Genomic DNA, 13,980 nt, shown 5'->3' with positions numbered 1-13,980 from the left:
TGCAAGGGGCTCGTTGAACAACCTCAGTGCACTGATCGCGTCGTGCTTCCTGTAAACCGCATCGCTGCCATTCAGGTTGAGCAAGGCCTAGAAAAAGAGCGCAATACTTAGTCGATCCTGAAACGACAGGCCCTTGAAGTTGTTGAAGGTATAGATCTAGCCAAGTAACAAGAGGCCAAGGGGCAGGAAGCTAACTAGATATCAGCTGGTTTTAGGGGTTTTCTATCTAACTGGTACAAGTTCTGGCAGCTGCCAACTACCATCAAAATAAGCTTTCTGAGGCTGATACATTCTCAGTACAAAATTCCAGCCTGGATAAATTCCCAGGTAATTGCTCTGAGAATGCTCGCCACCAAAGTGGATCACATAAGCCCCATCAGCATTCGCTTTCGCGAAAGCACTGTTGATGTTGTAGGCATCACCTTGAACGAACCCGTCTTTGTCGTAAACGGTGATTGACCAAAAACCATCGACAGGAACATCCTTCAGGGTGAGAACATTGTGTCCTTCAAATGTTGGGGTATAGAAGGGGTAAACAGCCTGCTCTTTGGGTAGACCACCCCAGCCAATTGCGACGCCAGCTCGATGCTGATCTGCTGTGAGCTCGCCTTTCTTCCCAAAAATATCTTCTGATTTAAATCCTTCACGATCGAAAACCTCCTGAACTTTCTTACGCATGGCAAGAATCTGATCCATGTCCCAATTGTTTGTGGGGGTATACGATCCGCGCTTGGTCTGGTAGACACCCAATTGATCCTGCAGAGCTGAGGCTTTTGCCATATCGGCAGGATCGCGCATGTTCACGCCTGTTCTGAAAATTACCAGCGCATATGGCGTACCAACGTTTTCTTTGGTCAGTGTGAATGCTCCTGGCGAGGTGATTGTCATCGGCATGTAGTGCTCTTCAGAGACCACAAGTGCACTTTGGTAACGCCCTTTCGTTCCTGGCATTGAGATTGTGGCTGGTCTTGAGAGGTCGAGAACTAATGCGGAGTAGAGCGTGTCAAAGTTCGGGCGAAGGATCGTTCGGTCGTTGGGATCCATGGCTCCCTTCATGTGCCAGAACACACCGACTCCATCAGAGCAAGTGTTCTTGGCAATCTTTTTCACGTAGTCAGCAAAGATGACCTGAGTTTCTGCAAGCGCATAATTGTCTTCATTCACCTGGGTTATGGCTTTGGTAGACCAGTGAATGGCAGCAGGCGGTGACTGAGCACATTTCGTTTCTGCGGCCTTTAGCGCTGTGCTGTCTATGGACATGCCAAAAAGCAGGCTTGATGCGAAGAAACCGCCAAACAGAGCCGGGTGAAATTTGAACACAGATAAAAGAATCTTTCATTCACCCTAGAGCTGAGCTCAAACAAAAATGCCCTTCACGGTTCAGCCTCAGGGCCTGGTGGTGGGGATCAGATGGCCTGTCTTCAAGGGATACAGCATGCCTGGGAGAACCGCTTAAAAACGAAACGTCTGCCTGAATCCCCCCCCCATCCAGATTCGGGCCGTTCTTTTTTTGCTGCTAAGAAATAGATAATGGCATCAGCCCTTGTTACAATATATTTTTTAAAGGTCTAAACTATGTTTACTAGCTAAAAAGATTAGTTATGGCCATCAGGTATAGCTTTCTAGCCGATCCTCTGAAAGCCTACATAGACAAAGATCAAGAAAATTCATCGGGTAGAGCATCAAGCTTACTGACCCCAATCAACTACAACGCAGATCTATTTGCTAACAAGGCAAAATTTTTCACTGGTAACTATGGATTTGACGGATATATTGGAGTACCAGGCTTGCTCGGGCCAGGGGGGCAGCAGGCAGCTGCGCATCACAATGTTGCCTGGGAAAGTGTTGATCCAGATCTGAGTCCAACGCTCCGTGCGCTAACAAGTGCAGCGAGCGTTGTTGGATCTAAAGCTGTTTATGGCATGAGTCTTTTGTTGCAAGACACCATGCCATTGGTGTTCAGTTATCCAGTCTTACCAACAACCTTAGATGGTGATGGAAGCGATTTTGAGATCACCCTGAACGATGGTTCGATCGTATCGCCTGCCCTTGCAGGGTTCTTGCCAAACCTCGAATACAATGAACGCCAAACGATTGTGGTGGCAGGTGATTTCGGCAATCGCCTCACTCCCGAAAGTGAAGGAGCCCGCTATCCGGTATCGGTTCGAATCGTCAATGACGGCACACCCCTGCAGATGCTCTCAGCAAAAGGGCCTGTCTTTGCTACAGAACTGTCCATCGATAGCAGCAACTCCTATGTAGAAGGGAATGGCCCGAAACTTGTTGCGGCCAAACTCAATACCTTCAGTCCGCTCGGAGAAGGCGGGCCTATCGGCGTTGGCGCCACTTCGGCTAGCAACAGCGGTAGCGATCTTTATGGGGATCAAGCTCAATATCGCCTACGGCTTTATACCAGTGCAGGATTCTCACCAGATGGTATTGCAAGCCTGCAACCCAGCGAGTTCAACAAATACTTTGTTATTGAAGCGAAAGGCGATAACAGCGAAACAATTTCACTTACTAAATCAAATCAGGATTACACTATTGGCAAGTATGGTTCCATCAAAGTTGTAGGAATAGCAGATTTAGCACCAGCAGGAACAATAGAAAATGCCGCTTATATCGAAGATCATGATAATTACTTCGACATCATCCTTGAAGGTGATTTCAGTGCAATTACGAGACTAAGAAGTATTCGCATGCCATCAAGTGGTAATTACCAAGCCGTCTATAACCCTGGTGGACCCGGTAATAATCCGGATGCACAGGCTGCAGCACCAGGTCCGTTTACTGTGCCGAGCGTCGATCACACCATTGCAATCATCAACGACCTTAATGGTGCGATGACTGCCACCTATGTCGAAATAGAAGGAGCCGTACTGACAAATCCATTAACTAACTTGCCGGTTGGAAAGCTGCTGGGGGTAGCAGTTGAAGACACGATCAGCGGCCAGCAAATTTACGCTTACGAAGATCCCTATGGACGTCGTTTCTACACCAGTTTCGAAGCCTCCAAAGACGTAGCCTCGTTACTTCCTAGCAACCTCTTGACGCCGAAGCTGATTGACCTGATCGACACAACAGGTTTTGCGACCGACTCCAGCGTCATTATTTCCGGGTCATTTAGTCGCTCAGCATCTCACAGCTCAACATTGCAGTTTTATGAGGTAGCAGGAACCGATGGTGGTGTAGTTGACCCTGTTACTGGCAGAACGCTGATGCCCGATGAAAGGGGCTACAACTATGTGGCGAGGAACAATCTGCTTACCAGCAAAAACAGTTCATTGAAAATCGAAAATAAGGGAATCAATAAATTTCAGTTCAATGCCGAGGCCGGAAAGATTTATGCACCATTGCTGATCAACGAAGTAACTGGTGAACAGTATTTTGCCTTCACTGGCGCTAACTCTGACAAGTCAGCGCATTTCACTGCTCTTGGTCCCAATGGCTTCGGTGTAGAGGATCGAGTTGGTGGTGGAGATAAGGATTTTGCCGATATGATCGTGCGATATACGATCACAGTCTGAATCTCAACAGTTAAGGCACGCTTTGTTGTAGTTCTTCCATTAAACGTTCACTCATACATAAAGATCTGCTGCACTGCCGTCCTCCTGAGCAGCGACTGGTTGGATCGGAGAACTCGCTAAGGCAAGAGCAGCAGATCTTGGGGTGATGGAGATCAACCTTAAAGACGCTGTGCAGTTCAACTGGAGGTTCCAAGGAGCACTGCAAGGAGCAGGCACACCCAATCAAGCCGGCATTGGTGCCTTTCTTCCCATTGCCGTTGGCGAGAACAGCGTTTGGTTTATCGATGCCTTAGCCAATGCCAACTTCTCTGATTTTGATGGCTACAGCAGCATCATCAACACAGAGGTTGCGGGTAACACGATCAGCACTTCAACAAGGCTTGGCTATCGCTGGCTCAATGGTGATCGCTCTTGGATGTATGGCATCAATGCTGGCTATGACAGCCGGCCAATGAATACAGGGGATGCTGATACCAGCGTCAATGTCACAGACAAGCGTGATGTCTTCTTCTCTCAAGTTGCTGCAGGGTTAGAAGCAGTCTCAGACACATGGAACTTCAATGCCTATGCACTGGTTCCTATTGGTGATGTCGAGAAACGCCTGAATAGCCACTACAAAGGTGGTGCTCTTGATACCTACGGCTTGGATGTTGGCTACAGCATCACACCTGCTCTCAATGCCTCTGTTGGTTATTACTACCAACAAGGTGATCTCGATGATGCTGATGGTTCTGGTGTTAAAGGAAGGTTGGCTTACAACATCAGCAATGGTTTAACACTTGGTGCAAACCTCTCATATGACGAGGCTTTTGATACACGCTTTACAGCAGACATTAAATATCGCTTTGGAAGCAATGGCTATGGAGCACCAAGCAAGAAACAACCAGCAGTGATGCCTGCAATTCAAGCGTTATCTACAACACCAGCGAATCGAGATGTAAGGGTGCACGACAATTGCGTGGAAAGCTGTGTGTTGCTCAGGTTTGTGTGTTACTGTCACTGACAATTGTGGTATGCTGTGTTAAAAATGAAAAAGCTATTGGCGGTGATTGAACCTGAATTGTGAAATCGGAAATGAAAATGAATCCGAAAAAAATGAATCCGATGACCATTGTGTGAGTGATGATACCCTCTAAAAGCCCCTGCAATCGCGGGGGCTTTTTATTTCTTCAATCATTCCCGAATCATCTCTAACAAGCGTCCGATACCTGGCACATTGTCTTGCAAAAAGTTGCCTTGATGTCTTCAATTAATGTTGGCATTAAAGTTTATTAGCTCTAAGCCAGCCAATGACACCTACTCCAGCATTGACTGAGGCTACTTGGTTTGAGGTTGAATTACTTACAACCCTTATCCGATACCAGATCCCACTCTGCCCAGAAGAAGTACGATTTACCGTGGAGATGATCTGAACTGTACTACGGCTACCAACAAGGGACCTCGGTATAATTGAGCATCCGCTGTTAATGCTTCCCACATTGGCAGGATTCAAGGCTCCGCAATTTCGCAGATAACTAGGTGATTTTGTAACTCTAGTTGAAATTGGATGCGTTGTGGGTTCCACCGAGATACTACCTGGGCATGGGTGAGCCACAACCGGAGCAGCTATATAGAAACTCATGCAGAATGCGGAAAGCCCACAAATTTTCTTGATCGATGAAGTCATGTTCAGTTTTTTTGAGTGAGGAGGATATCCTCTGTCTACCGAGCTTCTTCAACAGATACCACATTTGTCGTGATTGCAGTCACTCGCAACTGTGATCTTGCTCACAGCAGGTATATAGGCTCACAGAAATCCTGTGAATGAGCTGCAAACCTTGTGATTACTTATGACCACACTCTTTACTCCTGAGGATACTTTACTATTGTTATGTTTACTGGTCAGACCGCTTGCTTCTATTAATATCCTCTGCCATAAATTCTCAAGTATTTGAGCAATTTGTTGAGTCTGTCGGACACTTCTTCTTTTGCCAACCATCTAGGTTTTTTAAGATTATATGCTTATATTTATTAAAATATTTGTCTTCTGATCTCTGTCTCTGCGGACCTTGATGACCGGCTGCCTTTAAGGCAGTTGCTCGCTCTTAGGCATCAATGCAAACCAGCTTCATCGCCAACATCATTCACTTATTTAGTCGAAGCCACTGCGACGCAGTTCGTCGATGGCTGAGAGGTTGATCGGTGCAATCAGATCGGCACTGGCTCTCACCTGGCAGTGATACGGACCGCGTCGCTCAGCGCCCTGCCTTAGATCCAGCTTCGGTGATGACAGGCGGGTCAAGGTCACATTCAGCCAGGGCTGCCCATCCCTCAAAGTGATGGCATTGGTTTCTAAGGTCACATTCAGCCAGGGCTGCCCATCCCTCAAAGTGATGGCATTGGTTTCTGCGGATTCGATTTGGGTCATCAAGATGCCGCCGTAGTCGAGTTTCACTAAAGGCTCACCGCCATCAAAAGGTCGGCAGTTGAGACCCTCGGGATCACGGTCGACAACCAACCAGAGCATCTGTTGGTAGTAGCCCCTGTTTCCTTGCACCTTTGTAGTCTGAAAGTCTCCATTGACATCCATGCGCGGTACATCGGCCCACTGGGCCTGGGCGGCAGTGGTGCACGAGCCCCCAACCCAAACCAGAGCCAGCCATCCCAACAGCTCGCCAGCTGACCAATGTCTCATCGCCACGGTTTTCAATCTCCAAGTGCAACAAAAGTGATCAACGAAATTTGGGAAAATATCAGATCAACCCAAATCCGAGCGATTCTATTGTGACCCTTTTCCTCGGCAACGAAGCCGCAAAAGATGGAGCACGGGAACAAAACGAAAAAGCACAGTGTTACAAGCATCACGGTCAGTCACTGCTCCCTAGGTAGCCATCACAGAAAGATAAGTCATTAAGCAAGAGAAGGAAAAACGCCTTACATGGACGATCACTCAAATCGACAAGGGCGATGGATTCTCGGAGCTTGCGACCTTTGTGGCCGACGACCTGAGGGGGCTGTGAGCAAGATAACAGCCCTAGGGGTTTTAGGGTGAAACCAGGGTTAGAGGAAAGTTAAAATAATGGGAGGGATTTAGTAGAAATCAACCAAGCCAAATGAGTTTGGAATGTGTCTTCAAAACTGTTGCTTTCACTGGTTTGAAAAACGTGTAAAAGTAATCACGGGATGAATAATGCAGGAACATCATTTATTACAAATAGAAATAAAGAAAATAACAATAAACCTGCCGCAAGGAATGATAGGTTTAGCCATATATGCCGTTGTTGTATTTGTATAGCTGTTTTACAAGTGGAAGGATTGGTTCAATCTCTTCTTTACACCTCTTAGAATTAATCTCTTCATCGTCCCAGTCACCCTCTACCCATTGACAGGCAGTTAAATAGATAAGAGTTTCATAATGCTCAGGTTTGTGAGGGTAGAGAGTTTCAACTGTTTTTTTCCAATCCCAATAATCTTTATCCTCACCTTCACCCCAACCATCTTCATCAATCTCCCAAGAGTTGGGTGAGAGCTTACACCAAGAAGGGATGTCAAAGGATAACTTATCTTCATGCCAATCACAGTCATCCTCATCCACGTAACCTGATTGATAGATAAACTCGATTAACTCAGTTTCACTTGCTGGAACTTCAAAAGATGTCTTACCTTTGTCACCGGTTAAATCAAGGAGTTCTTGATAGGTGTTTCCTTTGTAGGTAATCTTCATTTGCAAATTATAGTTGTTCTTCAATGCTGCCGCAATAGACTTAGATGTCATTCAACACACTTCCACTACCACCAGCGCATCCAAAAGGCTAGGACAAAACCTCAACCTGGCGTTTTTTTACTTGGAATAGCATTCATCACTAGCAAGGTTTTTTTTGGTTTGGTTGATGGTTAGGATAAGGTTTCCCTGGGGATTAAGGGAAGCCTGGTGGAATTTTGAAGTTTGAGTGGTTGGCTGATGAGCTGAATGTTGCTTGGCAGCGGTATTCTTGTTGTTGTTGATCCGCTGGAAGTGCGTTGAGGCTCATTCATACCTAAAAAAGCCCTGGACATATGCCCAGGGCGATGAAAGGAGAAGCGCTTAGATCGTGTTATTAATCAAGCTAGGAAATCCGTATTGCTGTACAAACTCGCTAATTCATTATCGACTGAGAGAGCATGAGAGCGACGAACTGCAGATTCAACATTGACCGTACCAGCGCCAAAGGTATTATCACGGCCTGGATCTCCCAGATCCATGGCACTTGTTGTCAGAATTTCTCTAACTTCGCCGCCAGAGAGAGATAGATTTTCACTCCAAACTAAAGCTGCTGCACCAGCAAGGTTTGGGTTAGCGCAGGATGTACCAGTGAAAGTATTTATACTTCCGCTTCCATTGATCGCGTTACTGTCAGTTGGCGCGACCATGGTTAGATCATCCCCTTCGTTCGAATACCAGGCTATTTGTGTACCAGTTACATTAGTAATTGATCCGCCCACAATGGCATCTATTTCTTCTGTACCTGTAAATTGCAGAGCACCGACACTGGCAACGTTATCAAAATCTGTTTGGAATGGTGCTATTCCACCTGCACCAGCAACCCCATCTGTGGCGTTGTCGTTACCAGCAGATGCTGAGAAAAAACCATAGTTAGCTGTTTCTTCAATCGACTCTCGCATTTCTGCTTCAGTGGCACCCCAATTGCCCCATCCACTGCCAGAACCATTCTGAAAAACAAGTCTTTGTCCACATTCCCGTTTGCTTTTAGCATCCTCAATTGCATCATAAATATCTACTCCATTTCGCCATGTTCCTATTGTGTATCCCCAAAGTGGATTGTCTTTAGTGATTCCAGCAATGTTAGCTGAATTATGCTTTGCTGACATAATGCTCATCGCATTATGACCATGCTGAGAACCAGAGTCGTTTAAACCTGTTTGCATTTGGACATGAGAAATCTCATCGTGTGCTCCTGTTGTGTCAGCAATCCCACTGTCAAGAGACACGAGAACAACATCTTGAGAACCTTTGTTGAATCTCCATGCACCTCCTGCATCCATGGCTTGTAGATTCCATTGTTCTTTTGTGCTGTCGCTCATTGCTTCTCTAATGCGGTAGCTATCGTCTTCAGTTGTAATCTTCTCAAAACCTTGCAGATAAATCTCATCTCCATTTTTGAGGCTCAAGATGTCGAAAGCTGTGCCTTGATAAATGGCTTGTTCGCCGATCGTTGTGTAATCAGTCAGACAACTGAAAGTTTCGCCATTGAAGCTCTTGATGTCTGCACTATCAATACCATTGAGTATTAGTTCGTCGGTTCCACCACGAGCTTTGTAAATTCTGCCTGAATCATATTGTGAGCCTACCCATGAATATGCATCCATATCATAATAAGTAAAAGTGTTGGCTTCAATGTCACCATCAAATGTACTCCAGTCAAGAGCATCAATCATTGTTAATGTTTCATCAAAGTCTTCTATGTTTTCTCTCAGGCCACCGAATACAGCATCAATATCCACATCAAATTCCCAGTTACTGCGTCTATCGAGGAAGCTTTCCGCAGCATCGATCTTGCCGTTCAGATCGACAAGGAATCGATCTTCTGAGAGGTCTAGTGTGTATGATCCAAGATCAACACTTTCTCCTGTCGTGGTGTGAGTTGCATTGACTTGAGCTTCAACATTGCCAAGCTTCATTGTTGAAAATGGTCCCCAACTCCAGCCAAAAATATCTGAGAAATCCAACCTATTATCATTTAAGAAATCACCATCATAATTGATTCTGATAGCACCATCTTCAAACACTTCTTTTTTTGTGCCGTCGTGTGATGCATCATAAATACGGGTATAACCATAATCAAATAGACCCCCTACACTAAAGTCCCATGGCTCGATGCTGATGCTTAGATCAACATCACGCGCTAGTGGGAGTCTGTTGAAAGCTTGCCGATGAAACTCCTTGCCAAATGGGTTATGTGAACCACCCTCTTCGCCAGCTTCATGTTCACCATTTGTACGATCTTCTGGTAACCCCTGTTGGCCTTTTCTTGCTATCCAGTTTAGTTTTCCGAAGGAAAACCTATTTGATTTTCGTTCGAATTGGCCTTGATTATTGAATTCATTAGGTGATTCATTGGGATCGTTCTGATTCGCCCTGGAAGAGAAACCTTGCTGTTTGAATGAACGAAATGGCTGTTTTACGCCTCGGCCAAATGTATTTGGCCCATGTTGATTGCCTGTAATCGGATCTTCCAGGCTTGTGGAATGATGAACATTGAATGTTTCTTGCCTCTCAAAAGATAGTCTACTGCGGCGAGGATAATCTTTGGTTGTGTTGTTTCCATTTGAGGCTCCCTTAGCTTCGAGCTCAAATGGCTGCTCTTGTTCAGTCATCTCGCCACTATTGGAGTAATAGTGGCTTGAATGCCCCGCGCCAAGATGAGTGTTCTGACCGTTTGTTGGTTTTGCTAAATTTAGTGATTCACCAATGAAGTCTCTGCGCTCTGATTGCTTGTTATTTGAGCGGATACTTCTGAAGAGTCGTTTCATGATTGGAGAAAAGGCAATGCCTTTTGAATGACTCAATCAATTTCGCTCAATGTCATGACTTTAGATGTGATCCAGAACTTTTTGAGCCGCGAACTTGCTCACATTCAATCGTGACGTAGGTCACACCTTTATTTGTGCACAGCGATTGATTAGATGAGATGTGGCTAGTGAATTTTATTGTTCTAGATTTGTCTTAATACTGAACCTGTCAAGAGCCTTGCTTTTCATCTTTCTATTTTGTTGCCGCTTACTTTTTAAGTCAATGACAGTCTCTGTAACCTGTGCTTGTAGTTGTCGCTGCAGTTGTTGTGACTGCTGATCGATAATGGCTGTCGCTAGGTGGATTGGGACCCAACTGGCGTGATTGCGAGGGATACAGCATGTCTGGGAGAACCGCTTAAAAAAGAAACGCCTACTTGAACCCTCTATCCCGATTCGGACGGTTCTTTTTTATGTTCTTAGCAGCTACAAAAAGACCTGCAGCCCAGCCCCTGATTGGTGCGAAAGGGTATTGCGAGGGGCTTAGAGACGATTGATCAAAAGGAGCAATTCTGCCTACTGACGCCTTGTTGTTGCTTGCTTAGACCTAGTTCAGGAGTCCGAGGACATAGAAACCCTGAAACCCTGAAAACCTGTCCTGGACTTGAGGGCATCCAACGCGGGTGCCCTTCTTTATGTCAGTTATTTGTGCTAATTGCAGAGAAAATGGATATGTTCTGGATGCTTGTGCTCAAACTCACTGTTGGCATTGAGCCAGGTCACTGCGTTTTTAAAGAGGTTGAGTGAATCTATTGATAGCGGTGAAGGATGAAAACAACAAGTCACCACCGCTTTAGGGGGGATGAAATAAATAACAAAAAGCCCCGCAGCATGGCGGGGCTTTTTGATGGTTAGTCATCAAAGTTCTTCCATCTCCTTTTGCTGCAGTTGATGTGGCCAGATGGCTGCAGTCAAAAACATCCCAGATAATGAGTGACTTTTTAAACGTTCAATCCCCGTGCAGCGTTCCCTCCGCCTCTCCTTATCGCTTACTGCTGCTGCTCTTGCCTTAGCGAGCGCTCCGCTCCAGCCAGTCGCTGCTCAAGAGGACGGCAGTGCAGCAGATCTTGGGGTGATGGAGATCAACCTCAAAGATGCTGTTCAGTTCAACTGGGGTTTTCAAGGTGCGCTGCAAGGAGCAGGCACACCCAATCAAGCAGGCATTGGCGCTTTCCTTCCCATTGCCGTTGGTGAGAACAGCGTTTGGTTCAATGATGCTTTAGCCAATGCCAACTTCGCTGACCGCGGTAATTACTCAAGCTAGGCAACGGTATTCTTGTTGTTGTTGATACGCTGGAAGTGCGTTGAGGCTCATTATTACCAAAAAAAGCCCTGGACATATGCCCAGGGCGATGAAAGGAGAAGCGCTTAGATCGTGTTATTAATCAAGCTAGAAAATCCGTATTGCTGTACAGACTCGCTAATTCATTATCGACTGAGAGAGCATGAGAGCGACGAACTGCAGATTCAGCATTGATTGTGCCTGCACCGTAGGTGTCGTCACGCCCTGTAGCTCCTAAATCCATGGCACTTGTTGTCAGGATATCTCTAACCTCTCCGCCAGTTAGAGATAAATTTTCACTCCAAACAAGAGCAGCAACTCCAGCTACATTGGGGTTTGCACACGAGGTTCCGCCGAAGCTACGAACTGTGCCATTTACATCAATTGATTTGCTATCAGTTGGTGCTACTAATGTAAGGTTATCGCCTCTATTGGAATAACCAGCAAGTTCAGTTCCTGTCACATTAGTAAGTGAACCACCAGTAATAGCATCGATTTCTTCTGTGCCTGTGAACTTCAGAGCACCGACACTAGCAATATTGTCATTTGTAGTTTGTGCTTTGGCTAGACCTGAAACACTAGTTAGATAGTCGTCGTCATCGAGGTTGCCACCTGGGCCACCGTTGCCGGCTGCGATGGCAAAGAAGCCATAATCTGCTGTTTCATCTAGAGCAGTTTGCATTTCTGCCTTGGTTGCGCCATGGGTCCACCAACCTTCACCTTGAATACCACCTTGAAAGACTAGTCTTTGACTACAATTGCGTTGATCTTTGGCATCTTCAATTGAATCGTAGAGTGAATCACCTCCACCATAAACATTGTAGGCCCAAAGTTCACTTCCAGGAGCAATACCTGCCAAGTTTTGACTATCATGTTTGGCAGCCATCACACTCATGGCTCGATGTCCATGGGAGTTATTTGACTTGCCGGTTTGGTTGACAACATGATCAATTTCATCATGAGCATCAGTTGCACTTCCTGCAACATCATTAAGACCAGTATCCAGAGATACGAGAACAACATCTTCTGAACCTTTGTTGAATCGCCAAGCACCTCCTGCATCCATGGCTTGTAGATTCCATTGTTCTTTTGTACTGTCGCTCATTCCTTCTCTAATCCGGTAGCTATCGTCTTCGGTGGTAATCCTCTCAAAACCTTGTAGATAAATCTCATCTCCATTTTTGAGGCTCAAGATGTCGAAAGCTGTGCCTTGATAAATGGCCTGTTCGCCGATCGTTGTGTAATCAGTCAAACCGCTGAAGGTTTCGCCATTGAAGCTCTTGATGTCTGCACTATCAATACCATTGAGTATTAGTTCGTCGGTTCCACCACGAGCTTTGTAAATTCTACCTGAATCAAATTGTGAACCTACCCATGATAATGCATCTAGATCATGATAAGTAAAAGTGTTGGCTTCAATGTCACCATCAAATGTACTCCAGTCAAGAGCATCAATCATTGTTAATGTTTCATCAAAGTCTTCTATATTCTCTCTCCAGCCACCGAATACAGCATCAATATCCACATCAAAGTCCCAGTTACTGCGTCTATCGAGGAAGCTTTCCGCAGCATCGATCTTGCCGTTAAGATCGACAAGGAATCGATCTTCTGATAGGTCTAGTGTGTATGATCCAAGATCAACACTTTCTCCTGTAGTGGTGTGGGTTGCATTTACTTGAGCTTCAACATTGCCAAGCTTCATTGTTGCCCATGGGCCCCAACTCCAGCCAAAAACATCTGAGAAATCCAACCTATTATCATTTAAGAAATCACCATCATAATTAATTCTGATAGCACCATCTTCAAAGACTTCTTTTTTCGTGCCGTCGTGTGATGCATCATAAATACGGGTATAACCATAATCAAATAGACTCCCTACACTAAAGTCCCATGGCTTGATGCTGATGCTTAGATCGACATCGTATGGTCGTGGGTTATGTCTGAATGAGTGTCGATCAAAACCTTTGCTAAATGGGTTGCGTGAACCACCTTCTTCGCCAGCTTCATGTTCACCACTTGTACGATCTTCTGGTAACCCCTGTTGGGCTTTTCCTGCCATCCAGTTTAGCTTTCCGAAGGAAAACCTATTTGACTTTCGTTCGAATTGGCCTTGATGGTTGAATTCATCAGTTGATTCATCGCGATCGTTCTGATTCGCCCTGGAAGAGAAACCTTGCTGATTGAATGAACGGAATGGCTGTCTTAGGCGTCGGCCAAATGTATTTTGGCCATGTTGATTGCCTGTAATCGGATCTTCCAGTCTTGTGGAATGATGAACATTGAATGTTTCTTGCCTCTCAAAAGATAGTCTACTGTCGCGAGAATAATCTTTGGTTGTGTTGTTTGCATTTGAGGCTCCCTTGGCTTCGAGGTCAAAGGGCTGCTCTTGTTCAGTCACCTCGCCACTATTGGAGTAATAATGGCTTGAATGCCCCGCGCCAAGATGAGTGTTCTGACTGTCTGTTGGTTTTGCTAAATTGAGTGATTCACTGATGAAGTCTCTGCGCTCTGATTGCTTGTTATTTGAGCGGATACTTCTGAAGAGTCTTTTCATGACCGGAGAAAAGGCTATGCCTTTTGAATGACTCAATCAATCTCGATCAATGTCATGACTTTAGATGT

At 45.5% G+C, this 13,980-nt stretch carries 6 protein-coding genes and 2 pseudogenes; 3 read left to right on the top strand and 5 right to left on the bottom strand.

Translation table 11 applies throughout. The features are described from left to right. Positions 1-222: 222 nt before the first annotated feature. Positions 223-1,320 (bottom strand): DUF1254 domain-containing protein, encoded by a 1,098-nt coding sequence (locus tag SIB68_RS03705; protein ID WP_063400627.1) that lies wholly within the window; start codon positions 1,318-1,320, stop codon positions 223-225. A gap of 602 nt (positions 1,321-1,922) precedes the next feature. On the opposite strand from SIB68_RS03705, the gene SIB68_RS03700 reads away from it, so the two are divergent. Both SIB68_RS03700 and SIB68_RS03695 read left to right on the top strand, forming a co-directional pair. Further along, complete coding sequence (locus tag SIB68_RS03700) at positions 1,923-3,527, top strand: DUF4114 domain-containing protein (protein ID WP_236069021.1); 1,605 nt, start codon at positions 1,923-1,925, stop codon at positions 3,525-3,527. A gap of 127 nt (positions 3,528-3,654) precedes the next feature. Beyond that, positions 3,655-4,530: pseudogene (locus tag SIB68_RS03695) on the top strand (carbamoyl-phosphate synthase); the annotation flags it as partial. Between the two features lie 1,128 nt (positions 4,531-5,658). Here SIB68_RS03695 and SIB68_RS03690 read toward each other — a convergent pair. From SIB68_RS03690 to SIB68_RS03680, 3 genes are all read right to left on the bottom strand, one after another. Beyond that, positions 5,659-6,201, bottom strand: coding sequence for a hypothetical protein (locus SIB68_RS03690; RefSeq protein ID WP_063400625.1), 543 nt, complete (start codon positions 6,199-6,201; stop codon positions 5,659-5,661). Positions 6,202-6,768: 567 nt separating this feature from the next. Further along, the gene (locus tag SIB68_RS03685; protein WP_155724963.1) at positions 6,769-7,281 is read right to left on the bottom strand and encodes a hypothetical protein; all 513 of its coding nucleotides are present in this window, start codon (positions 7,279-7,281) and stop codon (positions 6,769-6,771) included. A 326-nt stretch (positions 7,282-7,607) separates the two neighbouring features. Continuing rightward, the gene (locus tag SIB68_RS03680) at positions 7,608-10,073 is read right to left on the bottom strand and encodes a S8 family serine peptidase (protein WP_063400623.1); all 2,466 of its coding nucleotides are present in this window, start codon (positions 10,071-10,073) and stop codon (positions 7,608-7,610) included. 961 nt (positions 10,074-11,034) lie between these two features. Here SIB68_RS03680 and SIB68_RS03675 point away from each other — a divergent pair. Beyond that, positions 11,035-11,337 (top strand): annotated as a pseudogene (locus SIB68_RS03675) (carbamoyl-phosphate synthase); the annotation flags it as partial. Between the two features lie 124 nt (positions 11,338-11,461). Here the strand turns inward: SIB68_RS03675 and SIB68_RS03670 are convergent. Beyond that, positions 11,462-13,948, bottom strand: coding sequence for a S8 family peptidase (locus SIB68_RS03670; protein WP_155724961.1), 2,487 nt, complete (start codon positions 13,946-13,948; stop codon positions 11,462-11,464). Positions 13,949-13,980 lie beyond the last annotated feature (32 nt).

The organism is Prochlorococcus sp. MIT 1323, from assembly GCF_047304905.1.
Classification (GTDB): domain Bacteria; phylum Cyanobacteriota; class Cyanobacteriia; order PCC-6307; family Cyanobiaceae; genus Prochlorococcus; species Prochlorococcus marinus_D.
This window is presented reverse-complemented; position numbering and strand designations above follow the sequence as displayed.